This window comes from Citrobacter sp. wls619 (assembly GCF_005281345.1).
Taxonomy (GTDB): Bacteria; Pseudomonadota; Gammaproteobacteria; order Enterobacterales; family Enterobacteriaceae; genus Citrobacter.
The window spans coordinates 498,351-524,998 of record NZ_SZXJ01000027.1; the positions used below are offsets into that span (position 1 = coordinate 498,351).

Below are 26,648 nucleotides of genomic sequence, written 5' to 3' on the forward strand. Positions count from 1 at the left end.
TGATGCCGTTATGGTGTGACAATATTGAACCAGAATTCAAATTTGTCCATGTAACCGAGCATGGCGTCGAGCCTGGCGCCGTCACCGGTAATTTTCACATCACCGCTGTCTTGCGCCTGTTTTAGCGTCACTTCCTTGAGGATGATTTTGTTCAGCGTATCGCGATTGAGCGTGATAGTGGCATCCGCATCTTTCGCTTCGGAATTAGCGGTATGGTTCAGAACACCGTTTTCCAGCTCCAGTTTGTATTTACCACCATCGCTACCAAGGTCGATATTGAATACTGATTTCGCATCGCCCGCTTTCTGCCCGTTAATATGTACCGCCAGGTAGTCGAAGAACATTTCCGGCGTCATAGCACGAACGGTATCCGGACTGGCCGTATTCGGCGTTGGGCCTTTCACCACGCCGTTGCGCAGTTCTTGTGCGCCCGTCAGGTAGAAGTTACGCCACGGTCCAGACTCTGCCTGATAGCCTAATTGTTCCAGCGCATCGGCTTCGAGGTTTCGCGCGGCCTGGTTGTTCGGATCGGCAAATACGACTTTGCTCACCACCTGTGCAACCCAGCGATAGTTACCCTGGTCGTAGTCAGCTTTCGCTTTTTGCAGAATGGCATCCGCACCGCCCATATAGTCGACGAATTTCTTCGCTGCTTCTTCTGGCGGCAGTTCATCCAGCGTTGCCGGGTTGCCGTCAAACCAGCCGAGGTACAGCACGTAGGTGGCTTTCACATCGTGGCTTACGGAGCCATAGTACCCGCGGTTCGCCCAGGTGTGTGCCAATGAATCCGGCAACTTAAAGTTCGCCGCGATTTCATCACGGGTCAGACCTTCGTTGGCCATGCGCAGCGTCTGGTCGTTAATATAACGGTACAGATCGCGCTGGCTTTTCAGTAGGCTCACCACCTTGTCATTGCCCCAGGTCGGCCAATGGTGCTGTGCCATCAGAATTTCCGCCTTATCACCCCAGCGTACAATCGCTTCGTTGATATATTTGGACCATGGCAACGGTTCGCGGATTTTTGCACCGCGCAGAGAGTAGGTGTTGTGCAGGGTATGGGTGACATCTTCAGCCGATTCGATGAGTTTTTTCTCTTCGATGTACCACAACATTTCTGAAGGCGCTTCGGAGCCCGGGGCCAACATGAAGTCATAGGTCAGGCCATCGATAACCTCTTTTTGCCCATCTTTCTCGATGATATTCGTTGGCGCAATCAGCGTAACCGTTCCTGCGGAAGTGGTGGTTCCCAGCCCGGCGCCGACCTGACCTTTAGCATCAGGTTTTAGCAGGTTACCGTACATGTAGCTGGCGCGGCGGCTCATGACGTTACCGGCCATGATGTTTTCAGCAACCGCTGCTTCCATAAAGCCGGCAGGCGCATAGACCTTCACTTTGCCTGCTTTAACATCGGCTTCATCAATAACGCCGCGCACACCACCGTAATGGTCGACGTGGCTGTGGGTATAAATCACCGCGACAACCGGTTTTTTGCCACGGTTTTTAAAGTAGAGATCCATCCCGACTTTGGCCGTTTCTGCCGAGACCAGCGGGTCAACAACGGTGATGCCTTCTTTACCTTCGATGATGGTCATATTCGACAAATCGAGGTTACGGATCTGATAGACACCCTCAGTGACTTCAAACAACCCGCTGATATTGATCAACTGAGACTGGCGCCACAAGCTCGGGTTTACCGTATCCGGCGCCTTATCGCCTTCCTTAATAAACGCGTACTGTTGCGGATTCCAGATAACGTTGCCTTGTTCACCTTTGATCACGTCCTGAGGAATCGGGGCGATAAAGCCCTTGTGCGCGTCGGTAAAGTCGGTGTTATCAGAAAAGGGGAGTTGATTGTAGAGCGCATTGTTGGCTTGTTGCGTGGCCGCCGTCGCCTCTTTCGGGGCTTCAACAGACATGACGGGAACAGCAAAAGACGTTAATAACCCAGCAAGTATAAAGCTTTGTGCGATTCTATTAAGTTGCATCGTAAAACCTCTCTGACACTTCGTAAGTCCAGTTCTGGGGAGATGCTGCTTTAACGGATTGCGTTTTGAATCAATATTTGACGTAGTGCACGATTAAATATAATTCACATGAATGGTTCAGCAAGGTAGGGGAACGATTTATCTGACTGGTTTCTCGGAAGTTTTGAGAAGGCTGATGGGGATGACAGGCGGATCTGCCATCCGTTTGTCTGTGATTATCTACTGGCAGTAACCTGTTTCCCGCTGGTGACAAATGTTCCGGCACCAAGGTGATGCAGTGTATTGAGTTTGCCATCATCAAACTGCCAGCGTCCTTGCACAAATGCCCGCTCATCAGCGGCAGCCGAGACCACTTCGCCAAACAAGGTGTCATATTTGTCCTGAGCCGCTGTGGCAGGAAGCAGGCGGCATTCCATCCAGGCGAGACACTTAGCTTCTATTAGCGGTAGTCCCAATACCGGGCCTTTGATTACCGGAATGCCGTAGCAGTTGAACTTATCTTCTATTCGGCCGGAAACACTCCCTACGGCATAGGTCCAGTTCGTCGCGGCAACCCCTGGAATAACAATACCAAATTGACCGCTACGTTCGATCAGTTCGCGCGACCAGGCCGTCTTGTCGACAACAATGGCTACCCGCGGCGGATCAAATTCCACGGGCATTGACCACGCGGCCGCCATCACATTACGCCGTTCTGTATTCGCGTCACGACTGGTTATCAAAATGGTGGGGCCGTGATTAAGCAGTCGGCTGGCGTGTTGTAATTCAACCGGACGAAAATGACTCATAGCGACTCCTCGGCAGACTAAAAATGACATCACAATAAACATAGATAGTAACGGGATTAGCGATTTTGTCGCCTCACCGGGGTGAACAGCGCACAAAAGCGACAGCGTAAAATTAAAAATGCGTTATAAGTACAACATTCAACAAACAGGAATCCCGTATGACGCCTTTTTTAAACGCTTATTTTGCCCGTATTGGCTGGTCTGATGTGCCCAACGTCGACATTGAAACGTTGAGAGCGCTGCACTTACTGCATAACGGTGCCATACCCTTTGAAAATCTTGATGTGCTGCTGCCGCGTGAAATGCAGCTTGACGATGTGTCCCTTGAAGAGAAGTTGGTCACTGCCCGCCGCGGGGGCTATTGTTTTGAACAAAATGGTGTATTTGAACGGGCGCTACGCGACATCGGCTTTACCGTACGCAGTTTGCTGGGACGTGTGGTATTGGCGAATCCATCAAGCCTGCCGCCGCGGACACATCGCCTGTTACTGGTTGAATTGCAGGGTGAACAGTGGATCGCTGACGTTGGCTTCGGCGGGCAAACGCTGACAGCACCGATTCGTCTGCAGGCTAACATTGAGCAGAAGACGCCACACGGCGAATATCGCCTGATTCAGGAGGGGGAAGACTGGATATTGCAGTTCCGCCATCATGATCACTGGCAGTCAATGTACCGATTCGATCTGGTGGTGCAACATCACAGCGATTATCTGATGGGTAACTTCTGGTCTGCACACTGGCCGCAGTCGCATTTCCGCCACCATCTGCTGATGTGTCGTCATTTACCCGACGGCGGCAAGCTGACGTTGACCAATTTCCACTTTACCCATTATCAGGATGGTCACGCGGTAGAGCAGATTAATCTGCCTGACGTCGCCAGCCTGTATACGCTGTTGCAGGAGCGCTTTGGACTGGGCGTTGACGATGTAAAACACGGCTTTAGCGAGGAGGAACTGGCGACGGTCATGGCGGCGTTTGATACGCATCCGGAGGCGGGAAAATAGGGGCATCAGAATTAATGCCGGATGCGGCGCAATCGCCTTATCCGGCCTACATGAAGATTTAAAAATCTATCGCCCATTCGGCGTGAAACAGGATCACTGCCGAGCCGGAAATCATCACTTTTTCTGGCTGGTTATCACGGATAGTCACTGTCACATCAACCACACCGTCGCGTCCCAGCGCACGCCCCTGGTGCCCCTGAACATGCAACGTTTTGCCATCATGGGCCATCAGGTTATGGTGTACCAGCCAGGCCCCCATTGGACCATTCGCGTTGCCGGTAACCGGATCTTCCACAATTCCAATAGCCGGTGAAAACATGCGGCCATCGGTTGCGTTTTCGCCCGGACGGAGTTGAAACGGGAAGAAGCCGTTACAGCCAATCTCTTTGCTAATTGCCGTCAGCGCGGGCAGGTCAGGGGAAAGGGCGTCAATATTCACCTCGGGCTTCAGTGGGATCATCACTTTTGAATGCCCGGTAGATGCCACCTGAATCGGCAACCCAGGCAGCATATCGTCTTCAGTGAGGTGCAGCGCGTTAATAATCGCACGGCGAATTGCTCCATCCAGCGGTGCCTCAAAAACAGGTTTCCCTTGCTCCAGGCTGATGCGGTAGTCAGCGCCGTGCGTGCGTACGTCGACCCGGTGGCGACCGGCGAGTGACGTTTGCCAGACGGTCGTATCACCCAGCCCCAGCACGTTGGCGCGAACATAATGCGCGGCGACGGTAGCATGCCCACAGATGGGCACTTCGACCGTTGGCGTGAAGTAGCGAATACGCACATCGCTGTCGTCACTGGTCAGTAGAAAAGCCGTTTCCGAATGGCGCAGCTCACGTGCTATCAGTTGCATCTGGGTGTCACTCAACCCATCCGCATGCAGCACAACTCCCGCTGAATTGCCGCGAAAGGGTTCTGAGGTAAAGGCATCAACGTGGTAAACCTGTGGTTTCATTGGCGTTCTCCTGGAATGGAGAAGCATCATAACGTACAAAAAGTGGGATAGCGATGCTGCCCGGTAAGCGCACGCGCTACCGGACAGCAGAGAAAATTATCGGCGAGAACGTACTATCTGGTAACGGCGAGTGAAATACTCAACCGGTGCGCTCCAGACGTGAACCAGACGGGTGAACGGGAACAGCAGGAAAATCGTCATCCCCAGCACCAGGTGTACCCGGAAGATCAACGCCACGCCATCCAGATGTGCAGACGCACCGCCCTGGAAGGTGACGACCGATTGCGCCCAGCCCACCAGTTTCAGCATTTCACTGCCGTCCGGATGTTGTGCCGAAAACGGGATAGTGGTCAGGCCGAGGATACACTGAATCAACAGGATACACAGGATCAGAATATCGGCAGTTGAGGACGTTGCGCGAATACGCGAGTTTGTCAGACGGCGCACCAGCAGACCCGCGCCGCCTACCAGCGTCAATACGCCACACAGACCGCCAGCAATCATCGCCATCTGTTGTTTCACCGCGATTGGCAGGAACCAGGCATACATCCAGTGTGGGGTTAACATGCCAAACAGGTGTCCAAAGAAGATCCCCAAAATGCCGATATGGAACAAGTTTGACCATAGCACCATACCGCGTTTATCCAGCATCTGACTGGAGGAGGCGCGCCAGGTGTACTGGCCGTAGTCGTAGCGTAACCAACTCCCGAGGATAAACACCGTGCCGCACAGATACGGGTAGATGTCGTAAAAAAAGACGTTCAGATACTGTATCATTTCGGGCCTCCCGCGCTGACGTCGACATATTGTGGTGCCACGTCCTGGCTAAAGCGTCGTTGATAGTTTTGTAACGGTGAACTGTCACAGGCAGTCGCATTATCCTCAATAAACTTCACCTGTTCCTCTTCCCAGACGGCATCCAGCGCCTGACGGGTATCATCGCGGGTTTCAGCGCCAACCTGTTTTGTGACACTGTCACTTGATAGAGGACTTCCGGCAAGCAGCAGCAGGGCGTCAAACAGTTGATACCAGGGGGTATTGCGCTGTTTTAACCGCCCGCCGAGCAGCGCCAGTATCGGGGCAACGTTCTGCAATCCCTCTTTGGCTTCTGCTTCAGGCAGCACGCTTAAATATTCCAGATACAGCGGCAGGTGATCCGGCAGTTCGCGACAGTTGAGCTGTAGTCCGACTTTTTCGTACTGGGCCAGCAGGTCGACCATCGCCTGACCGCGGTCGCGGGATTCGGCATGCACATGCTCGAACAACAGCAGTGAAGTGGCGCGTCCACGGTCAAATACTTCACACCATTCGGCTTGCTTATCCAGTAACGGGGCATTGAGCAGCTCGTGGGTAAAGCTGCTTAGCATGGGCGCATCACTGGCGACCAGCGCGAAAGCGTCATCTTTGCACTCCCAGAGCAACGCGTCCGGATATTCCATCAGCAGACCGATAACCTTGAGGATTTGCATCATTGACCCTCCGCTTTATCGCGTACTTCGGTGATATCGATAGCGTCAATGCGGCTACTGTTAAACAGATTGAACTTGGTGTCCGAGCCGTGACAGCCGTCGCCGAAGGTGAAGCCGCACCCGTTTTTCTCCGGGAAAGCGTCACGCGCCATTTCACGATGGCTGGTTGGGATCACAAAGCGGTCTTCGTAGTTGGCAATGGCCAAATAGCGGTACATCTCCTCAACCTGTTCAACGGTTAAGCCCACTTCCTCAACTGCACGGGTATCGGTTACACCTTCCACGGTTTGTGAGCGCATGTAGTGACGCATCGCCATCATGCGTTTCAGGGCGCGCAGTACGGGGCCGGTATCACCTGCACTGAGCATGTTGGCGAGGTACTGGACCGGGATTCGCAGTGACTCAACCGCGGGCAGAATGTTGCCATTGTGCGGCAGACCACCGGCATCAGCGTAAGACTGAATCGGTGACAACGGCGGCACATACCAGACCATCGGCAGAGTGCGGTATTCCGGGTGCAGCGGCAGTGCCAGCTTCCAGTCCATCGCCATTTTGTAAACCGGTGAACGCTGAGCCGCCTCAATCACGTTGTGCGGAATACCCTGTTTCAGCGCTTCTTCAATGACGGCCGGATCGTGCGGGTTAAGGAACACATCGCACTGACGCTCATAAAGATCGGTTTCATGTTCGGTGCTGGCCGCTTCCTCAATGCGATCGGCGTCGTACAGCAGCACGCCAAGATAGCGGATACGTCCGACGCAGGTTTCGGAACACACGGTAGGTTGGCCGGATTCAATACGTGGATAGCAGAAGATGCATTTTTCTGACTTGCCGCTCTTCCAGTTGAAGTAGATTTTTTTATACGGACAACCGCTGATGCACAAACGCCAGCCGCGGCACTTATCCTGGTCGATCAGCACGATGCCATCTTCTTCACGCTTATAGATAGCACCACTCGGGCAGGTGGCGACACAGCTTGGGTTCAGGCAGTGTTCGCACAGGCGTGGCAAATACATCATGAAGGTGTTTTCAAACTGACCGTACATCTCCTTTTGCATCTTCTCGAAGTTACGGTCACGGGCACGTTTTGAGAATTCACCGCCAAGTAATTCTTCCCAGTTGGGGCCCCAGATAATTTTGTCCATCCGTTTACCATCAATCAGCGAACGCGGGCGGGCGGTGGGCTGATTTTTGCCTTCCGGCGCACTGTGCAGATGCTGGTAATCGTAGGTAAACGGTTCGTAATAATCATCGATTTGTGGAATGACAGGGTTGGCGAAGATTTTGGTGATCACCCCCATCTTGCCGCCCAGACGCGGTCTGATTTTACCGTTAACATCGCGCACCCAGCCGCCTTGCCACTCTTCCTGGTCCTCCCAGTTTTTCGGGTAACCAATGCCGGGTTTGGTTTCGACGTTGTTAAACCACGCATATTCCATCCCTTCACGCCCGGTCCAGACGTTTTTACAGGTGACGGAGCAGGTGTGGCAGCCGATGCACTTATCCAGATTCAGTACCATGCCTACCTGTGAGCGTATTTTCATTTTTTCGCCTCCTGTACCTGATCGCGACCTTCATCATCCAGCCAGTTAATATTTTTCATTTTCCTAATCATGATGAACTCATCGCGGTTAGAGCCGACTGTTCCGTAATAGTTGAAGCTGTATGCCAACTGCGCATAGCCGCCAATCATGTGGGTCGGTTTAGGACACACACGGGTGACGGAGTTATGAATACCGCCGCGCATTCCGGTGACTTCGGAACCGGGTATATTCATGATTCGTTCCTGTGCGTGGTACATCATGGTCATGCCTGGCGGTACACGCTGGCTGACCACCGCGCGTGCGGTCAGGGCTCCGTTTGCATTGAAAGCTTCGATCCAGTCGTTGTCTTCAATACCTAACTCCTTAGCATCAGTTTCACTGATCCAGACAATCGGCCCGCCACGCGACAGCGTCAGCATCAGCAGGTTTTCACTGTAGGTAGAGTGGATGCCCCATTTCTGGTGCGGCGTCAGGAAGTTGAGCGCTTTCTCCGGGAAGCCGTTTGGCGGGATCTCACGCATTTCGCTGACGCTACGGGTATCAATGGGTGGACGATAAGCCACCAGACTTTCGCCGAAGGCGCGCATCCACGCGTGATCCTGATACAGTTGCTGTCGACCCGACAGGGTGCGCCATGGGATCAGCTCATGCACGTTGGTATAGCCTGCGTTATAAGAGACATGCTCGCTTTCAAGACCCGACCAGGTCGGACTGGAGATGATTTTGCGCGGCTGCGCCTGAATGTCGCGAAAACGAATCTTTTCGTCTTCTTTGTTCAACGCCAGATGCGTATGGTCCCGACCGGTCATTGCCCCCAGTGCTTGCCAGGCTTTCACCGCCACCTGGCCGTTGGTTTCCGGCGCCAGCGCGAGGATCACTTCCGAGGCATCCAGCGCGGTGTCGATCAGCGGGCGGCCTTTCGCCGGACCTTCGCGCTTGGTGTAATTCAACTTGCCGAGGAAATCGACTTCCGCCTGGGTATTCCACGCAATACCTTTCCCACCGTTACCGAGCTTGTCCATCAACGGCCCGAGCGAGGTGAAGCGTTCGTAAGTGGCGGGATAATCACGCTCCACAACGGCAATATTGGGCGCAGTCTTACCCGGAATAAGGTCGCATTCGCCTTTACGCCAGTCCAGGATATCAAACGGCTGCGCCAGTTCTGCCGGGGAGTCGTGCTGCAGCGGTTGCAGTACCACATCGGTTTCTTGCCCCAGATGGCCGACGCAGACCTCAGAAAACACCTTGGCGATGCCTTTATAAATTTCCCAGTCGCTTTTTGACTCCCAGGCAGGATCGACTGCAGCCGACAGCGGGTGAATAAACGGATGCATATCCGAGGTGTTCATATCGTCTTTTTCATACCAGGTGGCGGTAGGCAACACGATATCGGAGAACAGACAGGTGCTGGACATGCGGAAGTCGAGCGTCACCAACAGGTCGAGCTTGCCTTCAATCGCCGCCGACTGCCATTCCACTTCTTCCGGTTTAATGCCATCGGTTTCGCCAAGCGCTTCACCCTGAATCCCACTTTCAGTACCCAGCAGATATTTGAGCATGTATTCATGCCCTTTACCGGAAGAGCCCAACAGGTTAGAACGCCAGACGAACAGGTTACGTGGATGGTTTTGGCCGCTGTCAGGTTGTTCGCAGGCAAAGCGGATATCACCGGACTTCAGCGCCTGCGCGGTGTATTCAGCAGGGGATAATCCCGCTTGTTGCGCCTTTGCTTTTACCGTGAGTGGGTTAAGGTTGAGCTGCGGGGCAGACGGTAACCAGCCCATCCGCTCGGCGCGGACGTTGAAGTCGATCAGATGCCCGGTGAACTTCGAGGCATCGGCCAACGGAGAGAGCAGCTCCTGCGCGGTGACTTTCTCATAACGCCACTGGCTGGAGTGGTTGTAGAAAAACGAGGTGCTGTTCATCTGGCGCGGTGGACGGTTCCAGTCCAGCGCAAAGGCCAGTGGCAGCCAGCCGGTTTGCGGACGCAGTTTCTCCTGACCCACATAGTGGGCCCAGCCGCCGCCGCTTTGTCCGACGCAGCCGCAGAACACCAGGATGTTGATCATCCCTCGATAGTTCATGTCCATGTGGTACCAGTGGTTTACACCCGCACCGAGGATGATCATCGAGCGACCGTGGGTTTTGTGTGCGGTATCGGCAAACTCACGGGCGATTTGTTCGATATGACGGCTCGGAACACCCGTAATTTGTTCGCCCCAGGCCGGGGTGTAGGCTTTAACTTCGCTGTAATCTTGTGCGCTATGAACGTCATCCAGACCACGGTCGAGGCCGTAATTCGCCAGCACCAGGTCATAGACGCTGACCACCGGACAAACGCTGCCATCCGCGAGGGTGAGACGTTTTACCGGCAATTGTCGAATCAGCACCGGTTCCTGCTTCACGCTGCGAAAATGTGGGTTTTCATTGCCGCCAAAGTAAGGGAAGGCGACACCGGCCACGTCATCGTGCTGTCCGAGCAATGACAACGACAGCTCTGTTTCCGCGCCAGCCGCCAGCGGCTCCAGGTTCCATTTCCCTTTTTCACCCCAACGAAAGCCAATCGAACCGTTTGGCACGACCAGTTCACCGTTGCTGTTAAACGCTACGGTTTTCCATTCCGGGTTGTTGGTTTCACCCAGACCATCAACCAGGTCTGAAGCGCGCATCATTCGACCAGGGACAAAACTACCATCTTCGCGGCCATCCAGCAGGACCAGCATGGGCATATCGGTGTAGCGGCGGCAGTAATTGAGGAAGTAATCGCTGGGTTTGTCGAGGTGGAATTCTTTGAGGATCACGTGCCCCATGGCCATGGCCAGTGCGCTGTCGGTCCCTTGTTTCGGCGCCAGCCACTGGTCGCATAACTTGGCGACCTCTGAGTAGTCCGGCGTAATGGCAATTGTCTTGGTGCCTTTATAACGCACTTCCGTAAAGAAGTGGGCGTCTGGCGTACGGGTTTGTGGGACGTTTGAGCCCCAGGCAATGATATAGCTGGAGTTATACCAGTCGGCTGACTCCGGAACGTCGGTCTGCTCACCCCAGGTCATGGGTGACGCCGGCGGTAAATCGCAGTACCAGTCATAGAAGCTCAGGCAGGTTCCACCCAGCAGCGAGAGGTAACGCGTCCCCGCAGCGTAGGAAACCATCGACATGGCGGGAATCGGTGAGAATCCGGCCACCCGGTCCGGGCCATAGGTTTTTACCGTCCAGACGTTGGCGGCGGCAATCAGTTGGTTTAGCTCTTTCCAGTTGGAACGAATAAACCCGCCGCGCCCGCGCACCTGTTTGTAGCTCTGGCATTTTTGCGGGTCGTTCATAATAGATTCCCAGGCCAGCACCGGGTCGGGCTGGCGGGACAGGGCGTCGCGCCACAGTTCGATCAACCGTTTACGTACCAGCGGGTATTTCAGGCGGTTAGCGCTGTAGAGATACCAGGAATAGCTGGCACCGCGCGGGCAGCCGCGTGGCTCATGATTGGGCAGATCGGGACGGGTTCGCGGGTAGTCAGTTTGTTGTGTTTCCCAGGTCACAAGTCCGTTTTTAACGTAGATTTTCCAGCTGCATGAGCCGGTACAGTTCACGCCGTGGGTAGACCGCACAATTTTGTCGAACTGCCAGCGTTGACGATAGCTGTCTTCCCAGTCCCGGTTGGTGTGCATCACTTGCCCATGCCCCTCGGCAAACGTCTCGCCCTTTTGTTTAAAGTAGCGAAAGCGATCCAACAGTTTACTCATGACATTTCTCCTGCTCCTAATGGACGCTGCCTACGATCTGCAGGCCAAATAGTTGTTATTTTTTTTGCGATTTGCGGCCATAGACCAACCAGGTCACCAGCACGCAGACGATGTAAAACACTAAAAAGATTTTCATTGCCCCGACCGGCGAACCGGTCAGCGCCAGAGAAGAACCAAAGGCTTTTGGAATGAAGAAGCCACCCACAGCGCCGATGGCGGAGATAAAACCCAGTGCCGCTGCGGTATCGGTCACCGCTTCACGCTGAGCTTGTTCTTCCGTTCCACCCTGTAGCTTCACGCGGTAGATGGTGATTTTGCGAAAGATCACCGCAATCATCTGGAAGGTTGAACCGCTGCCCAGTCCCGCGGTCAGGAACAAGCCCATGAACACCAGATAGAAGGCAACAAAATTTCCTTCTCCTGAGCCGGGGAGGGTAAGAAACAGCAGCGCACTAAACAGCGCCATAAAGATGAAGTTGATTAACGTGACCCGTACTCCGCCGAACTTGTCAGAGATAACGCCGCCCGCCGAACGTGCCAGTGCGCCGATAAACGGCCCAAAGAACGCCAGTTGCAGAATATTTACGTCGGGGAACTGGGTTTTCGCTAGCATGGCAAAACCGGCTGAAAAGCCGATAAACGAACCGAAAGTGGCGAGGTACAACAGGCTTAGCAGCCACAGATGAAAGCGTTTGAGGACCGGTAACTGAGAGGCGATTGAGGCCTTCGAACTGGCGATGTCATTCATTCCCACACCCGCAGCCAGCGTTGAGAGCAGCAGCAGCGGAACCCAAATCCATGCGGCGTTTGCCAGTGACAATAAAGAACCGTCAGGCTGCGGTACGCCTTGTACCCCTAAAAAGGTAAACAGGGGCAGGAAAATGACTAACGGCGCGATTAACTGCATCACGCTGACGCCAAGGTTACCGAGACCGCCATTCACGCCCAGCGCACTGCCTTGCTTCGCTTTCGGGAAGAAGAAACTGATATTCCCCATACTGGAGGCAAAATTGGCACCGGCAAAACCACACATCAACGCAATGATGATAAATACACCGAAAGGAGTAGCGGTATTTTGCACAGCGAAACCGAGCCATACACAGGGAATAACCAGGATTATCGTACTAAAAACGGTCCAACGGCGGCCGCCAAATATAGGTACCATAAAGGAGTAGGGGACGCGTAATATTGCGCCAGACAGAGAGGGTAATGCCGTTAATAAAAAGAGTTGATCGGTGGTGAAATTAAAACCAATTTTATTCAGGTTGACAGCAACGGCGCTAAACAACATCCAGACGCAGAACGCGAGTAGTAAGCAACTCACTGATATCCAGAGGTTTCTTCGCGCAATGTGTTTGCCTTTATTTTCCCAAAAAGCGGGATTTTCTGGTTTCCAGTCAGTCAAAAGATAACGATTATTCTTCTCATTTGTTGATGGCATATTTTCCTCACATGCGCACGTCGTTCAATAAATAAACGCCTGGGGTTCCGCACTGGTGCTGATTAGAAATTATTGAAAAGTTTTAGGAATATTGACTGAAAGGATAGATAAAAAAGCGCAATAACGCGGCGTGTCAGAGGAATAACATGTTGCTTAAGTGTTACTAATTGTAAATTGAAAAGGTGTATTGTTAATTCATGTATAACATCAAATAAATAACTCCAGCGTTATCATGCGATCCAGGTGGCGATCGAAAGCCGGATCGGCCATTTCTGCAAAGCCCAGCATATACATCCCATCCAGTCCGCACACCAGCGCAATTAAACGCCAGGCGACGTCGGCGGCATCAGGCGCTGAGGAGAACTCGCCGGCTTTCTGCCCGTGGGTAATGATCGCGGCGGTTTCTTCATGCCACATACGCATTGTGAGCAGGTAAGCGCTTTTGATTTCCGGGTCCTTATCGGCGAGGATCTGCGCTTCGCGCCACAGCTTGATATACGGTTCGAACCCACCGTCTTCACTTCCCAACATGGCATGAAGTCGTTCACGATAAGTTGCGTTTTCGCTGACCAGTTCGGCATCAAGAAGGGTGCGGATCAGGCGCACAAAGGCCTGGGATTTGAGTTCACCGGCAGAGGTAAAATGATGATGCAGTTGCCCGGTCGCTACCTGAGCCTCTGCGGCAATACGTCTCACGGTCATGGCGGAAAATCCTTCTTCAAGCGCCACGCGCATTGCCGCCTGCAGGATCAATTCCCGACGTTCATCCCGATTCATATAGCTCATACTACCTCCCTATATTCACATTATTGGCAGTTTAACAAAAAGTTGGACATACGTTCAATTTTCCGTAGGATCGCTAAAGCTGGACATGTGTCCAGTTTCAGTTTTGTAGGGAGTTTTATGTTTCGTCAGTGGTTAACGTTAGTGATTATTGTGCTGGTCTACATCCCTGTTGCGATTGATGCAACGGTGCTGCACGTTGCCGCGCCCACGCTGAGTATGACGCTGGGTGCCAGTGGTAACGAGCTGCTGTGGATCATTGATATCTATTCTCTGGTGATGGCCGGTATGGTGTTACCGATGGGGGCGTTGGGCGATCGCATCGGTTTTAAACGTTTGCTGATGCTGGGTGGTGGGCTATTTGGTCTGGCTTCGCTGGCTGCCGCGTTTGCGCACAGTGCCGGCTGGCTAATCGCAACCCGGGCCGTGCTGGCCATTGGTGCAGCGATGATCGTTCCGGCGACGCTGGCAGGTATTCGCGCCACCTTTGCCGAACAACGTCATCGCAATATGGCGCTTGGCGTCTGGGCTGCCGTCGGTTCCGGCGGTGCGGCATTTGGTCCCTTAGTCGGTGGTATGTTGCTGGAGCATTTCTACTGGGGCTCTGTGTTCTTAATCAATGTGCCCATTGTTCTGGTGGTGATGGCCTTGACCGCACGTTACGTGCCACGCCAGACCGGGCGCCGGGGTCAGTCGTTAAATTTTGGCCATGCGATTATGTTGATCGTGGCGATTTTACTGCTGGTTTACAGTGCTAAAACGGCGCTAAAAGGGCATATGGCGACCGGGGTTATCGTATTGACGCTGCTAACCGGAGCAGTGCTGTTGTGGAAATTTGTGCGTATTCAGCTTGCGGCCTCACGTCCGATGATTGATATGCGATTGTTCACCCATCGCATTATCTTAAGCGGCGTGGTAATGGCGATGACGGCGATGATCACCCTGGTGGGGTTTGAGCTTCTGATGGCCCAGGAATTACAGTTTGTTCATGGATTAACGCCGTATCAGGCGGGGCTGTTTATGCTACCCGTCATGCTGGCGAGTGGCTTCAGCGGCCCGATTGCCGGTATGTTGGTTTCACGGCTGGGATTGCGCTGCGTGGCAACGGCAGGGATGGCGTTGAGTGCAGTCAGTTTCTACGGTCTGGCAATGACGGATTTCAGCACTCAGCAGATCCAGGCCTGGATATTAATGGCATTACTGGGGTTCAGTGCCGCCAGCGCGCTACTGGCCTCAACGGCGGCCATTATGGCGGCAGCCCCGGCTGAAAAAGCCGCCGCTGCAGGGGCTATCGAAACCATGGCCTATGAACTGGGGGCCGGCCTTGGGATCGCGATTTTTGGTCTCTTGCTAAGCCGTAGTTTTTCCGCGTCGATTCTACCGCCTGCCGGCCTCAATGCGCAGGAGCTGGAACGTGCTTCATCGTCAATGGGTGAGGCGGTGCAATTAGCACATTCGCTTTCGCCGTCTCTTAGCGACGCGTTGCTTGCAGCTGCCAGAGAAGCATTTACCTGGTCGCACAGCGTGGCATTGAGCAGCGCTGGCAGCATGCTTATCGTATTAGCGGTAGGGATGTGGTTCAGCCTGGCAAAAGTGAACCGTCAATAACTAGTGAGCTAAATGACAGGGGTAATCCATCGCTTCGACCTCTTTTCCACTCAGGCGAGCGTATTGCCCCGTCAACCGCCAGAACGCAGGCTGTGTTTCGGTATAGATTTCAGCCGCCAGAATCAGACGGCGACGATCCACCTCATTCAGCTCCAGCAATGTCCACGGAATAAAGTAGCGATCGCTATCGGTCAGTGTAAACCACAAGGGGCATCCACAGCCGGAACAGAAGAAACGTTCTCCGCGCGTTGATGAGGGAAAGTGCGAAGGTTCTGCTGAATCAGGGGACAGTAGTGGATGACCGCTGGCTTCCAGATACATGGCGACACCACCGGACCATTTCTGGCACAGCGTGCAGTGGCAGGCATAGACATCAAGCATTTCGACGTTTACGGTAAAATGACTCTGTCCGCAAAGACAACGACCAGTGAACGTCTGCACGGCATACTCCTTATGACCGAGTCTACATCAAGAGAAAAAGCCAGCCCTGGATGGACTGGCTTTGTATTCAACTTACAACAAAATTAGAACTGGTAGTTCAGACCAACTGCCACGATGTTGTCAGTGCTAACACGGGCGTCAGAAGTGAATTTGTTGTCGTCCAGCAGGTTGATTTTGTAATCAACGAAGGTAGACATGTTTTTGTTGAAGTAGTAGGTCGCACCCAGATCGATGTATTCAACCAGATCCTGGTCGCCGTAAACACCCAGATCTTTACCTTTGGATTTCAGGTAAGCGATGGACGGACGCAGACCGAAGTCGAACTGGTACTGAGCAACAACTTCAAAGTTCTGCGCTTTGTTAGCGATACCGTCAACTTTACCGAAGGTGGTCATGTTGCGGGTTTCAGAGTAGGTGGTTGCCAGGTAGATGTTGTTCGCATCATATTTCAGGCCAGCAGCCCATACTTCGGCGTTTTTACCGGAAGCGTAGAATTCGTTGTTGCCATTGCGCATCTGGTCATCAGTACGGTCAGATTTCGCATAGGTTGCACCGATGCCGAAGCCTTCGTATTCATAAGTAGAAGACAGACCGAAACCGTCGCCGTTCGCTTCAACGTCGCTGTCGCGGTCGTTTTTGCCCTGATACTGAGCAGCAAAGTTCAGACCTTCAACCAGACCGAAGAAGTCAGTGTTACGGTAAGTTGCAACGCCGGTAGCACGCTGAGTCATGAAGACGTCAGTCTGGGTCCAGGTATCACCGCCGAATTCTGGCAGGACGTCAGTCCATGCGCCGATGTCGTAAGCTACGCCGTAGTTACGACCGTAGTCGAAAGAACCGTATTCAGCGAATTTCAGGCCAGCGAATGCCAGACGGGTTTTGTCTGCTTCGGAACCTTGATCTTCAGAACGGTTGCCTTTGAATTCATATTCCCACTGGCCGAAACCAACCAGTTGGTCGTTGATCTGAGTTTCGCCTTTGAAGCCCAGACGCGCGTAAGTTTTGTCACCATCGCTGCTGGTATCGTCAGAGAAGTAATGCTGAGCGTGAACTTTACCGTACAGATCCAGTTTGTTACCGTCTTTGTTATAAATCTCAGCTGCGTTTACCGCACCTGCTGCCAACAGGGTAGTCACTGCCACTGCAACTAATTTAAGTTTCATTCTAAATAATCCTTATAATTTTTTCTTGGTGTGTTTCCTAAACCATTGCTAAACGAGGCCGTTCATCAATGACGAACTATTTTTAAATGACGATGTGGTATTAGTTCAATAATAAGTTTCATAATATTGCGGAATATTTGAATTTGTGTGATCCAGATCTACATAATACAGCTGATTATATTAATATTAATATGTGATCTTTTGTTGGGATATATTTTCGATGGGGACTATTGTAGTGATTATGGTTTACTAATCGTTAGTAACCTATGTAAAATATATACAACCGGAGGGTTATAGGTAAACATAAAATATTTCCGGGTGTTGATTAATTACCAGTTATTTAACATTTAATTAAACAAATAAAAACATAAAACGCAAGCGGAATGTACAATTATTATCCGTTAACTGACCAGAGTGTAGCCGGGTTTTGTCTCTATGCCAGAAACCCGGCCTGATTTCTATGCCCGACGTGTTGCCAGCCAGCACAGTAGCGAGCCAGCACAGACCATCACTGCGCCTTGCCAGAACGAGAACGACAGCGGGGCGCTGAGCAGTACGGCAGCCAGTGCAGAGGAAAGCACGGGAGTGAAATAAGAGCCTACCGCCATGACAGTGACATTACCGTGTAAAATTCCGATATTCCATGCTGCGTAGGCAAATCCTAGCGTTAATGCAGCCGTGAACATCTTAATGGTCACCGGCGTGCTAAAAACCATTTCTGGTTGTGGCGTCATAAAATAGTAGACCCATAAACTTGCCGCCGTCAGTAAAACAAAAACGGTGATACCGTTAAACCCTTTCGCAAATTTATTAGTGACTGTGCAATATGTTGCCCAGATAAAAGCACCCAAAAATGCGAGAAAATAACTCAGCGGACTACTGGCAATGTTGCTGATAATTTCTCCTGGATTTAGACCGTTCTCGCCACCTAAAACCCAGCAGACTCCGGTCAATGCGAGAATTAATCCAGGAATTATCATCCAGTTTGTTTTTTGACCATTAAATAATATAGCAAACAAAATCGTCAGACTTGGCCAGAGATAATTGACCATTCCTACTTCTATTGCCTGGTGGCGGGTAGCGGCATAACCTAGTGCCAGAGCCAGGCACATTTCATAGCTGACAAAAAGCACGCTACCCGCGATTAAATAGCGAGGCGGAATTTTTTTGATATTCGGAAATCCGACGGTAAATATCAGTAGAATACCGCTTAATGAGAAAATCAACGCTGCGCCGCCCGCCGGCCCCAGTCCTTCACTCACTCCACGCATCAACCCCACCATCGTGCTCCACAGCACGATGGCAATGAGTCCGATTAACGTTGCTTTTTGTTTTGTCATGCTGTTTGTCTGTCCGTCGTCCTGGCAAAAATGAAGCTGAAATTTATAGCACTTTTACGTCAGCGCGGGCTAACTAATTAGCTTTTAGCTAACTCCTTGTGGGTACAAAGGTTACACAAACTGCACTATTTAGTAGCGGAACCGTTTCGTTATTGATTTGACGCAAAAAAAATATGGATATAGCTGTTAGTTTCGTCGCGAAGTTGTACATGTCATCTTTCAGACTGCCGCGCTGGCGCAACGAGAAAGATGTCTTGTACGAACCCCTGTAAAAAAGAGGAAAGCAATGGACGTCAGCCGCAGACAATTCTTTAAAATCTGCGCGGGCGGTATGGCGGGGACAACAGTGGCCGCACTGGGTTTTGCACCCAAAATGGCACTGGCTCAGGCGCGAAACTACAAACTGTTACGCGCAAAAGAGATCCGAAACACCTGCACATACTGTTCCGTAGGTTGCGGGCTATTAATGTATAGCCTGGGTGATGGAGCAAAAAACGCCAAAGAGTCGATTTATCATATCGAAGGGGATCCGGATCATCCGGTGAGCCGTGGGGCACTTTGTCCTAAGGGCGCAGGATTACTGGATTACGTGCACAGTGAAAACCGTTTACGCTACCCGGAATATCGCGCTCCTGGCTCTGACAAATGGCAACGCATCAGTTGGGATGAAGCTTTCTCCCGCATCGCGAAACTGATGAAAGCAGACCGTGACGCCAACTTTATTGAGAAGAATGAGCAGGGCGTCACGGTAAACCGCTGGCTTTCAACCGGGATGCTGTGTGCATCTGCGGCGAGTAATGAAACCGGCATGCTGACGCAAAAATTCGTGCGCTCACTCGGCATGCTGGCGGTAGACAACCAGGCACGCGTCTGACACGGACCATGATATCAAAAACGCTAACGTCGTGATGGTGATGGGCGGTAACGCCGCTGAAGCACATCCAGTCGGATTCCGCTGGGCGATGGAAGCTAAAAACAACAATGATGCTACGCTGATTGTTGTCGATCCCCGTTTTACACGTACAGCGTCGGTCGCGGATATCTATGCGCCGATTCGCTCCGGCACGGACATTACGTTCCTTTCCGGCGTATTGCTGTATCTGATTGAAAATAACAAAATTAACGCTGAATACGTTAAGCACTACACCAACGCCAGCCTGCTGGTGCGGGATGATTTTGCTTTTGAAGACGGTCTGTTCAGCGGTTACGACGCCAAAAAACGTCAATACGATAAGTCGTCCTGGAACTACCAGTTCGATGAAAATGGCTACGCAAAACGCGATGAAACCTTAAGCCATCCCCGCTGCGTGTGGAACCTGCTCAAACAGCACGTTTCCCGTTATACGCCGGATGTGGTGGAAAACATCTGCGGTACGCCGAAAGCCGACTTCCTGAAAGTGTGTGAAGTGCTGGCCTCCACCAGCGCGGCCGACCGTACCACCACCTTCCTGTACGCGCTGGGCTGGACGCAGCATACCGTTGGGGCGCAGAACATCCGCACCATGGCGATGATCCAGTTGCTGCTCGGTAACATGGGGATGGCCGGTGGCGGCGTAAACGCATTACGCGGTCACTCCAACATTCAGGGCTTAACCGACTTGGGTCTGTTATCGACCAGTCTGCCCGGTTATCTGACGCTGCCGTCAGAAAAGCAGACTGATCTGCAAACCTATCTGGCCGCCAATACCCCCAAAGCGACGCTGGCCTCCCAGGTTAACTACTGGGGCAACTATCCGAAGTTCTTCGTCAGTTTGATGAAATCTTTCTACGGCGATGCGGCACAGAAAGAAAACGACTGGGGCTTTGAATGGCTGCCGAAGTGGGATCAGTCCTACGACGTCATCAAATATTTCAACATGATGGATAGCGGGAAAGTCACCGGCTACATCTGTCAGGGCTTTAACCCGGTTGCGTCCTTCCCGGACAAAAACAAAGTGGTACAGAGCCTCAGCAAACTGAAGTATCTGGTGGTTATCGATCCGCTGGTCACAGAAACGTCCACATTCTGGCAAAACCACGGCGAATCCAACGATGTCGATCCGGCGTCGATTCAGACTGAAGTTTTCCGTCTGCCATCCACCTGCTTTGCAGAAGAAGACGGCTCGATTGCTAACTCTGGCCGTTGGCTGCAGTGGCACTGGAAAGGTCAGGATGCACCAGGTGAAGCGCGTAATGACGGCGAAATTCTGGCCGGTATTTACCATCGTCTGCGCGAAATGTATCGCACCGAAGGCGGTAAAGCAGTAGAGCCTGTGCTGAAAATGAGCTGGAACTATAAGCTACCGGACGAACCGCATTCCGAGGAAGTGGCCAAAGAGAACAACGGCTATGCGCTGGAAGATCTCTATGATGCCAATGGCGTGCTGGTGGCGAAAAAAGGTCAGTTGCTCAACAGCTTTGCGCTCCTGCGTGATGACGGTACAACGTCATCCTCCTGCTGGATTTATACCGGTAGCTGGACCGAGCAGGGCAACCAGATGGCCAACCGCGATAACGCCGACCCATCAGGTCTTGGTAATACGCTGGGTTGGGCATGGGCATGGCCACTGAACCGCCGTGTACTGTACAACCGCGCGTCGGCAGATCCACAGGGTAAACCGTGGGATCCGAAACGAATGTTGATCCAGTGGAACGGGACTAAGTGGACCGGTAACGATATCCCTGACTTCAACAACGCTGCGCCGGGCAGTGGCACCAATCCGTTTATCATGCAGCCGGAAGGGCTGGGGCGTCTGTTTGCCATCGATAAGCTGGCGGAAGGGCCGTTCCCGGAACACTACGAGCCGATGGAAACGCCGCTGGGTACTAACCCGCTGCACCCGAACGTGATCTCCAACCCGGCAGCGCGTCTGTACGAGGCGGATGCATTGCGCATGGGGACGAAGCAGGACTTCCCATACGTCGGGACCACCTATCGTCTGACCGAACATTTCCACACCTGGACCAAACATGCATTGTTGAATGCGATTGCCCAGCCAGAGCAGTTTGTGGAAATCAGCGAAACGCTGGCGTCAGCAAAAGGTATCGGCAACGGCGACTACGTGAAAGTCAGCAGCAAACGCGGATTTATTCGTGCGGTTGCGGTGGTCACCCGTCGTCTGCAAACCCTGAACGTCAACGGTCAGAAGGTCGAAACCGTAGGGATCCCGATCCACTGGGGCTTTGAAGGAGTCGCGCGTAAAGGCTTTATCGCCAACACCCTGACGCCGAACGTCGGTGATGCAAACTCGCAAACGCCGGAATACAAAGCGTTTTTAGTTAACATCGAGAAGGCGTAAGGGGGCGAATATATGTCTATGGAAACGCAGGACATCATCAAAAGGTCCGCAACAAACTCCATCACGCCGCCACCTCAGGCCCGTGATTACAAAGCCGAAGTCGCGAAACTGATCGACGTTTCCACCTGTATAGGCTGTAAAGCCTGTCAGGTGGCCTGCTCAGAGTGGAACGATATCCGCGATGAAGTGGGTCATTGCGTCGGGGTGTATGACAACCCGGCCGATCTCAGCGCCAAGTCCTGGACGGTCATGCGGTTTACCGAAACCGAACAGAACGGCAAGCTGGAATGGCTGATTCGTAAAGACGGCTGTATGCACTGTGAAGATCCGGGCTGCCTGAAGGCATGCCCGTCTGCCGGGGCCATCATCCAGTACGCGAACGGGATTGTTGATTTCCAGTCAGAGCATTGCATTGGTTGCGGGTACTGTATTGCCGGGTGTCCATTTAATATTCCGCGCCTCAATAAAGAGGATAACCGCGTGTATAAATGTACGCTGTGTGTGGATCGCGTCAGCGTTGGGCAAGAACCTGCCTGCGTGAAGACCTGTCCGACCGGGGCGATACATTTCGGCACTAAACAAGAGATGCTGGAAATGGGCGAACAGCGTGTGGCGAAACTAAAAGCACGCGGTTTCGAACATGCCGGACTCTACAACCCAGAGGGGGTGGGGGGGACGCACGTCATGTACGTTCTGCATCATGCCAACCAGCCGGAGCTGTACCACGGTTTACCGAAAGATCCGCAGATAGATACCTCTATCAACCTGTGGAAAGGGGCACTGAAACCGTTGGCCGCCGCCGGATTTATCGCCACCTTCGCCGGACTGATTTACCACTACATTGGCATCGGCCCGAATAAGGAAGTGGACGACGACGAGGAGGATCATCATGAGTAAGTCGAAAATGATTGTGCGCACGAAATTTATCGATCGCGCCTGTCACTGGACGGTGGTGATCTGCTTCTTCCTGGTGGCGCTGTCGGGGATTTCGTTTTTCTTCCCGACTCTGCAATGGCTGACGCAAACTTTCGGTACGCCGCAGATGGGACGCATTTTGCACCCGTTCTTCGGCATACTGATCTTCGTGGCGCTGATGTTCATGTTTGTACGCTTTGTTCACCACAACATCCCGGATAAAAAAGATATCCCGTGGCTGAAAAACATTGTGGAAGTGCTGAAAGGCAATGAACATAAAGTGGCGGATGTGGGCAAGTACAACGCCGGGCAGAAAATGATGTTCTGGTCGATCATGAGCATGATTTTTGTGCTGCTGGTCACGGGCGTTATTATCTGGCGTCCATACTTTGCGCAGTATTTCCCGATGCAGGTAGTGCGTTACAGCCTGCTGATCCACGCTGCGGCGGGCATTATTCTGATGCACGCTATCCTCATCCATATGTATATGGCATTTTGGGTGAAAGGATCAATTAAAGGCATGGTTGAAGGGAAAGTGAGCCGTCGCTGGGCGAAGAAACACCACCCACGCTGGTATCGCGATGTTGGGAAGCTGGAAGCAAAGAAAGAGAGTGAAGAAGGGGTTAAGTAAACCTGACGCTTTCTGACAACAATGGCGCTGCGGATGTAGCGCCATTTTTTTGCCAAAAAAACGTCATGTTTCTGTCATCTGGCATACGTAAGGTGTTGTCTTTCCAATAAGAGAAGAGTTAAAAGACAATGCATCTGGTGAAAAAATTACTCGCAGTCAGCGTATTTCTCTGTGCGTCCGCACAGGCGCAGAATATCCTCGAATTTCCGCAGCCGGAGAATAACCCGGAAGAGTTTTATGCCGTGACCGAAATCCCGGCAGGCGGGATCATCAAATATGAAACCGATGCGAAAACCGGTTTTATCGTGGCCGATCGCTTCCAGTCGATGCCGGTTGCCTATCCCGCCAACTACGGTTCATTGACCCAGTCTTTAGCCGGTGACGGCGACCCGTTGGATGTCATCTTTTATACCCGCGCGCCGCTGGCTCCGGGAACGTTGATTAAGCTGCGCGCGATTGGCGTGCTGAAGATGATCGATGGCGGAGAAAAGGACGATAAAATTGTCGCCGTGCCGGCCAGCAAAATTGACCCCACCTATGACGACATCAAAGAGCTGAGCGATTTGCCAAAGATCGAAGTGCAACGACTGGAGTCATTTTTCCGCGTATACAAAGCGTTGCCGGAAGGGCGTAAGAAAGTAGAGTTAAATGGCTTTAACGATGCGGCCACCGCGAAACAAGAGATCAAGCAGGCATGGGATGCCTGGAAGGCGAAATCACCGCAGAAATAATAAAAGTGCCGGATGGCGTTAGCGTATCCGGCATTCATTTTTATCACTGTGCTGCCAGCTTACGCAGGCGTGAAGTATCCACATTTTTTTTGGCCTCTGCCAGGCTCCAGGCATTTTGCAGGTTTAACCACATTTCGGGGGAACTGCCAATCACCACGGAGAGTTTAATCGCCATCTCCGGCGTTAGGGCCGCTTTCCCGGTTAATAGCCGACTTGCCGTTGAAGGTGCAATCGCCATCGCTCTGGCAAACTCGCGCAGGCTGACAGTGAGTTCGTCCAGCGCTTCCTGAATGATATCCCCAGGACGGGGATGATTTGCCATCTTCATCAATGATAGTCCTCGTAGTCCAGTATGTACGCGTCGCCATTGACGAATTCAAACGTAATACGCCAGTTACCTGAAACAGAAATTGCCCATCTGCCGTCACGCTCGCCCGCCAGAGGATGTAGCTGATAACCGGGCATATTGATATCTGTAACCTTGCTTGCCGCATCAATAACGGCAAGTCTGTGACGTAATCGTCGGACATGTTTCACCATAACGCCTGATGTTCGTCCATGAAGAAACAAATCGCGCAATCCCTTGTGCCTGAAGTTCATGATCATCCGTATCATCCTTGTTCCTTCAAGAGGAACACTACCATTAATGTTCCTTTAAGCGCAACACCAGGATTGCGATATTTAAAATTGTGCGGTGAATGCACAAAAAGGAAAAGGGAGAAGGGGCAAATCTGGAAAGCGCCACGCAAGAATCGCCGGATGGCAGGCCTACACGCGCATTTTGCTGATGTAGGCCGGACGGGCCTGCGCCATCCGGCAATAGAGATTACTCCAGTTGTGAGTTCAGGCGCTCAATCTCCTTACGCCATTGCGCCTGCAACAGCGGCTTTTGATGTTTCGGCTTGCGGGCGAGATCGTCGGCCAGACGTTGCTCCAGCTCGAGAAGCTGTTCCAGTAATTCATCGCTGTCACCACGTATTTCGGCTCTCGCTTCGACCACCGTTTTGGGAACGCTCATCTCCTCAGACGTTTCCCGAATACGATCGTTGATCGCGTCCAGATCGTGCCATTCGCTAAGTTCGCCATTATCGATAAACCAGAACCGGTTACAGCTTTGGCTGATAAGCTGTCGGTCATGGCTGACCAGCAGCACGCCGCCGCTGAAACTTTGTAGCGTCTGCGCCAGCGCTTCTTTACCTTCCATGTCCAGATGGTTGGTGGGTTCATCGAGCATTAGCAGGCTATAACGCGCCAGCGTAAGCCCGACAAACAGTAGCCGCGAGCGCTCTCCACCGCTTAAGGTATTGACCCGCTGCTGATGGCGGACCCACGGGAAGCCCGCGCTAATCAGCGCCATCTTGCGAACATCAGGCTGCGGAGCAAACGGTTCGAGGGCATCAAACAACGTGTCGTCATCGGCGAGCTGGTGTAGCGTCTGATCGTAATACCCCAGTGTGACGCGAGGGTGCAGCACCAGTGAACGCGATGCCATTTGCGACTGATACTGCTGCCAGATAAGCCGTAGCAGCGATGATTTCCCGCAGCCGTTACGCCCAACAATTGCCACCCGGTCACCACTTTTTATCCTGATCCCGGCGATGGAAAATAACGTCGCGGCGTCAGGCGCTGGCGCGACAGCCAGGTTTGTCATTTCCAGCAGGCGATCGGCACGCAGGGCATCACCCTGTAATGTTAGTGTCCACTGACTTCCTGCGGTCACTTCCGTCTGAACATCCTTCAGGCGCTGCACCTGCTTTTCCATCTGCTTCGCTTTGCGGGACAAATCTTCGTTGTCGTAGACACGCCCCCAGGTTGCCAGTCGTTTGGCACTGGCGGTAACGCGGTCAATTTCCTTTTGTTCCGCCTTATAGCGCAGTGCATCGCTGGCATCTCTCTCAACCAGAGCCTGACGAGCGGCGCTGCAGGGAAGATCAAAAGCGTGCAGTGTGCGATCGCGCAGGATCCATGTTCCCTGCGTAACGGCATCAAGCAGTTGTGGATCATGGGACACCACCACGAAGCTGCCAGACCAGTTCTGTAAGAACTGTTCCAGCCACAGCAATGTCGGCAAATCCAGGTGGTTGCCAGGCTCGTCCAGTAGCATCAGGTCAGGGTTTCGCATTAGCGCACGCGCCAGCAGCAGGCGTGTGTGCTGTCCACCGCTCAGCGTTTGCGCCGTGAGATGCAAATTTTCCGGCGTAAAGCCCATTTCGGCGAGCAACGCTTCAACACGCCACTGCTGGCTGGCGCGCTCATGTTCAGGAAGCTGAGCAAGTACAGCCTCCTGCAACGTAAGTGGCAGTATATCGTCCGGCAAGTGCTGCTCCACGCGGGCGAGGTGGCAGTGATTCGCCTGCGCAATGATTCCACTGGTGGGAGCGATTGTGCCATCAAGCAGTTTTAGCAGCGTGCTTTTTCCGCAGCCGTTGTAGCCGATTAGCCCAATACGGTCGCCTTTTTTCAGGGTAAAAGAGAGATCGTCGAACAGGGTGCCGAATGCCGTATCAACGTGTAAGGATTGTGCGGTTAGTAATGTGCTCATTGTTGCTTACTCAAGAGTTACAGGCGTAAAAACGCCTCGTCAAACATCGCTGACGATAACCCGGTAAGCCCGAGAGAAGGGGATTTAGAAGTTAGCTTCGCTCAAGCAGAAGTTATCGCAGCACGATACCGATAACGCTTGAGCACTGGCGATCGCCAAAAGCATGTGAAACGATAAAACGTTCACAGTACAGCATAAGTATCCTCCTTTTATTTTTTCCGAATGTTAATCGATGGTGAAAGTGTAAACGCAACTTACACCGTTGTGCAAGCTTACAGCCCCCAACATCAGAGGAA

At 52.6% G+C, this 26,648-nt stretch carries 20 protein-coding genes and 1 pseudogene; 6 read left to right on the forward strand and 15 right to left on the reverse strand.

What is annotated here, in order from left to right:
• Positions 1 to 8: 8 nt before the first annotated feature.
• Both FDX19_RS05125 and FDX19_RS05130 read right to left on the reverse strand, forming a co-directional pair.
• Positions 9 to 1,985, reverse strand: a complete 1,977-nt coding sequence (locus FDX19_RS05125; protein ID WP_137381842.1) for an alkyl/aryl-sulfatase — start codon at positions 1,983 to 1,985, stop codon at positions 9 to 11.
• 215 nt (positions 1,986 to 2,200) lie between these two features.
• Complete coding sequence (locus FDX19_RS05130; protein ID WP_137381843.1) at positions 2,201 to 2,773, reverse strand: flavin reductase family protein; 573 nt, start codon at positions 2,771 to 2,773, stop codon at positions 2,201 to 2,203.
• 158 nt (positions 2,774 to 2,931) lie between these two features.
• Here FDX19_RS05130 and nhoA point away from each other — a divergent pair, with 158 nt between their 5' ends.
• Positions 2,932 to 3,777, forward strand: a complete 846-nt coding sequence (gene nhoA, locus FDX19_RS05135) for an N-hydroxyarylamine O-acetyltransferase (protein ID WP_137381844.1) — start codon at positions 2,932 to 2,934, stop codon at positions 3,775 to 3,777.
• Between the two features lie 58 nt (positions 3,778 to 3,835).
• On the opposite strand, the gene FDX19_RS05140 is transcribed toward nhoA, so the two are convergent.
• From FDX19_RS05140 to FDX19_RS05170, 7 genes are all read right to left on the reverse strand, one after another.
• On the reverse strand, positions 3,836 to 4,729 hold the full coding sequence (locus tag FDX19_RS05140) for a PhzF family isomerase (RefSeq protein WP_137381845.1): 894 nt from the start codon (positions 4,727 to 4,729) through the stop codon (positions 3,836 to 3,838).
• 96 nt (positions 4,730 to 4,825) lie between these two features.
• Positions 4,826 to 5,506, reverse strand: a complete 681-nt coding sequence (gene narI / locus FDX19_RS05145) for a respiratory nitrate reductase subunit gamma (RefSeq protein ID WP_137381846.1) — start codon at positions 5,504 to 5,506, stop codon at positions 4,826 to 4,828.
• The gene (gene narW / locus FDX19_RS05150) at positions 5,503 to 6,198 is read right to left on the reverse strand and encodes a nitrate reductase molybdenum cofactor assembly chaperone (protein WP_137381878.1); all 696 of its coding nucleotides are present in this window, start codon (positions 6,196 to 6,198) and stop codon (positions 5,503 to 5,505) included. The genes narI and narW overlap by 4 nt, the downstream gene beginning before the upstream one ends.
• Positions 6,198 to 7,742 carry a nitrate reductase subunit beta gene (gene narH, locus FDX19_RS05155; RefSeq protein WP_137381847.1) on the reverse strand — a complete coding sequence of 515 codons (1,545 nt, stop codon included), beginning with the start codon at positions 7,740 to 7,742 and terminating at the stop codon, positions 6,198 to 6,200. The genes narW and narH overlap by 1 nt, the downstream gene beginning before the upstream one ends.
• The gene (locus FDX19_RS05160; RefSeq protein WP_137381848.1) at positions 7,739 to 11,479 is read right to left on the reverse strand and encodes a nitrate reductase subunit alpha; all 3,741 of its coding nucleotides are present in this window, start codon (positions 11,477 to 11,479) and stop codon (positions 7,739 to 7,741) included. Before FDX19_RS05160 ends, narH begins: the two co-directional genes overlap by 4 nt.
• A 55-nt stretch (positions 11,480 to 11,534) precedes the next feature.
• A complete protein-coding gene (locus FDX19_RS05165; RefSeq protein WP_137381849.1) occupies positions 11,535 to 12,920 on the reverse strand; it encodes a NarK family nitrate/nitrite MFS transporter in 1,386 nt (461 codons plus the stop codon).
• Between the two features lie 207 nt (positions 12,921 to 13,127).
• Positions 13,128 to 13,706, reverse strand: a complete 579-nt coding sequence (locus tag FDX19_RS05170; RefSeq protein ID WP_137381850.1) for a TetR family transcriptional regulator — start codon at positions 13,704 to 13,706, stop codon at positions 13,128 to 13,130.
• Between the two features lie 117 nt (positions 13,707 to 13,823).
• Between FDX19_RS05170 and FDX19_RS05175 the strand changes: the two genes are divergently transcribed.
• Positions 13,824 to 15,311, forward strand: a complete 1,488-nt coding sequence (locus FDX19_RS05175) for an MFS transporter (protein WP_137381851.1) — start codon at positions 13,824 to 13,826, stop codon at positions 15,309 to 15,311.
• On the opposite strand, the gene FDX19_RS05180 is transcribed toward FDX19_RS05175, so the two are convergent.
• The 3 genes from FDX19_RS05180 to yddG all read right to left on the reverse strand — a co-directional run bounded on the left by FDX19_RS05180 (position 15,312) and on the right by yddG (position 18,255).
• Positions 15,312 to 15,692: a GFA family protein gene (locus tag FDX19_RS05180; protein ID WP_086523677.1), complete on the reverse strand. Its 381-nt coding sequence runs from the start codon at positions 15,690 to 15,692 to the stop codon at positions 15,312 to 15,314.
• Positions 15,693 to 15,835: 143 nt separating this feature from the next.
• Complete coding sequence (gene ompD, locus FDX19_RS05185) at positions 15,836 to 16,915, reverse strand: porin OmpD (RefSeq protein WP_137381852.1); 1,080 nt, start codon at positions 16,913 to 16,915, stop codon at positions 15,836 to 15,838.
• Between the two features lie 458 nt (positions 16,916 to 17,373).
• Positions 17,374 to 18,255 carry an aromatic amino acid efflux DMT transporter YddG gene (yddG, locus tag FDX19_RS05190; protein ID WP_137381853.1) on the reverse strand — a complete coding sequence of 294 codons (882 nt, stop codon included), beginning with the start codon at positions 18,253 to 18,255 and terminating at the stop codon, positions 17,374 to 17,376.
• Positions 18,256 to 18,541: 286 nt separating this feature from the next.
• Here yddG and fdnG point away from each other — a divergent pair.
• The 4 genes and pseudogenes from fdnG to FDX19_RS05210 all read left to right on the forward strand — a co-directional run bounded on the left by fdnG (position 18,542) and on the right by FDX19_RS05210 (position 23,810).
• Positions 18,542 to 21,533 (forward strand): annotated as a pseudogene (gene fdnG, locus FDX19_RS05195) (formate dehydrogenase-N subunit alpha).
• Between the two features lie 12 nt (positions 21,534 to 21,545).
• Complete coding sequence (gene fdnH / locus FDX19_RS05200; protein ID WP_003833024.1) at positions 21,546 to 22,430, forward strand: formate dehydrogenase N subunit beta; 885 nt, start codon at positions 21,546 to 21,548, stop codon at positions 22,428 to 22,430.
• A complete protein-coding gene (fdnI, locus tag FDX19_RS05205) occupies positions 22,423 to 23,079 on the forward strand; it encodes a formate dehydrogenase-N subunit gamma (protein ID WP_137381854.1) in 657 nt (218 codons plus the stop codon). The genes fdnH and fdnI overlap by 8 nt, the downstream gene beginning before the upstream one ends.
• 128 nt (positions 23,080 to 23,207) lie before the next feature.
• Complete coding sequence (locus tag FDX19_RS05210) at positions 23,208 to 23,810, forward strand: inorganic diphosphatase (protein WP_137381855.1); 603 nt, start codon at positions 23,208 to 23,210, stop codon at positions 23,808 to 23,810.
• Positions 23,811 to 23,853: 43 nt separating this feature from the next.
• On the opposite strand, the gene FDX19_RS05215 is transcribed toward FDX19_RS05210, so the two are convergent.
• The 3 genes from FDX19_RS05215 to FDX19_RS05225 all read right to left on the reverse strand — a co-directional run bounded on the left by FDX19_RS05215 (position 23,854) and on the right by FDX19_RS05225 (position 26,352).
• Positions 23,854 to 24,138 carry a HigA family addiction module antitoxin gene (locus tag FDX19_RS05215; RefSeq protein WP_137381856.1) on the reverse strand — a complete coding sequence of 95 codons (285 nt, stop codon included), beginning with the start codon at positions 24,136 to 24,138 and terminating at the stop codon, positions 23,854 to 23,856.
• The gene (locus FDX19_RS05220; protein ID WP_137381857.1) at positions 24,138 to 24,416 is read right to left on the reverse strand and encodes a type II toxin-antitoxin system RelE/ParE family toxin; all 279 of its coding nucleotides are present in this window, start codon (positions 24,414 to 24,416) and stop codon (positions 24,138 to 24,140) included. Before FDX19_RS05220 ends, FDX19_RS05215 begins: the two co-directional genes overlap by 1 nt.
• Before the next feature lie 220 nt (positions 24,417 to 24,636).
• Positions 24,637 to 26,352 carry an ABC-F family ATP-binding cassette domain-containing protein gene (locus tag FDX19_RS05225; RefSeq protein WP_137381858.1) on the reverse strand — a complete coding sequence of 572 codons (1,716 nt, stop codon included), beginning with the start codon at positions 26,350 to 26,352 and terminating at the stop codon, positions 24,637 to 24,639.
• Positions 26,353 to 26,648 lie beyond the last annotated feature (296 nt).

Excerpts from the sequence above, each read along its gene's own strand:
- FDX19_RS05125 (WP_137381842.1), bottom strand. The coding sequence starts at position 1,985 with ATGCAACTTAATAGAATCGCACAAAGCTTTATACTTGCTGGGTTATTA.
- narW (WP_137381878.1), bottom strand. The coding sequence starts at position 6,198 with ATGCAAATCCTCAAGGTTATCGGTCTGCTGATGGAATATCCGGACGCG.
- FDX19_RS05225 (WP_137381858.1), bottom strand. The coding sequence starts at position 26,352 with ATGAGCACATTACTAACCGCACAATCCTTACACGTTGATACGGCATTC.
- FDX19_RS05180 (WP_086523677.1), bottom strand. The coding sequence starts at position 15,692 with ATGCTTGATGTCTATGCCTGCCACTGCACGCTGTGCCAGAAATGGTCC.
- FDX19_RS05140 (WP_137381845.1), bottom strand. The coding sequence starts at position 4,729 with ATGAAACCACAGGTTTACCACGTTGATGCCTTTACCTCAGAACCCTTT.
- FDX19_RS05215 (WP_137381856.1), bottom strand. The coding sequence starts at position 24,138 with ATGAAGATGGCAAATCATCCCCGTCCTGGGGATATCATTCAGGAAGCG.
- ompD (WP_137381852.1), bottom strand. The coding sequence starts at position 16,915 with ATGAAACTTAAATTAGTTGCAGTGGCAGTGACTACCCTGTTGGCAGCA.
- narH (WP_137381847.1), bottom strand. The coding sequence starts at position 7,742 with ATGAAAATACGCTCACAGGTAGGCATGGTACTGAATCTGGATAAGTGC.
- FDX19_RS05220 (WP_137381857.1), bottom strand. The coding sequence starts at position 24,416 with ATGATCATGAACTTCAGGCACAAGGGATTGCGCGATTTGTTTCTTCAT.
- FDX19_RS05165 (WP_137381849.1), bottom strand. The coding sequence starts at position 12,920 with ATGCCATCAACAAATGAGAAGAATAATCGTTATCTTTTGACTGACTGG.
- FDX19_RS05175 (WP_137381851.1), top strand. The coding sequence starts at position 13,824 with ATGTTTCGTCAGTGGTTAACGTTAGTGATTATTGTGCTGGTCTACATC.
- FDX19_RS05130 (WP_137381843.1), bottom strand. The coding sequence starts at position 2,773 with ATGAGTCATTTTCGTCCGGTTGAATTACAACACGCCAGCCGACTGCTT.
- narI (WP_137381846.1), bottom strand. The coding sequence starts at position 5,506 with ATGATACAGTATCTGAACGTCTTTTTTTACGACATCTACCCGTATCTG.
- FDX19_RS05170 (WP_137381850.1), bottom strand. The coding sequence starts at position 13,706 with ATGAGCTATATGAATCGGGATGAACGTCGGGAATTGATCCTGCAGGCG.
- FDX19_RS05160 (WP_137381848.1), bottom strand. The coding sequence starts at position 11,479 with ATGAGTAAACTGTTGGATCGCTTTCGCTACTTTAAACAAAAGGGCGAG.
- fdnI (WP_137381854.1), top strand. The coding sequence starts at position 22,423 with ATGAGTAAGTCGAAAATGATTGTGCGCACGAAATTTATCGATCGCGCC.
- yddG (WP_137381853.1), bottom strand. The coding sequence starts at position 18,255 with ATGACAAAACAAAAAGCAACGTTAATCGGACTCATTGCCATCGTGCTG.
- nhoA (WP_137381844.1), top strand. The coding sequence starts at position 2,932 with ATGACGCCTTTTTTAAACGCTTATTTTGCCCGTATTGGCTGGTCTGAT.
- fdnH (WP_003833024.1), top strand. The coding sequence starts at position 21,546 with ATGTCTATGGAAACGCAGGACATCATCAAAAGGTCCGCAACAAACTCC.
- FDX19_RS05210 (WP_137381855.1), top strand. The coding sequence starts at position 23,208 with ATGCATCTGGTGAAAAAATTACTCGCAGTCAGCGTATTTCTCTGTGCG.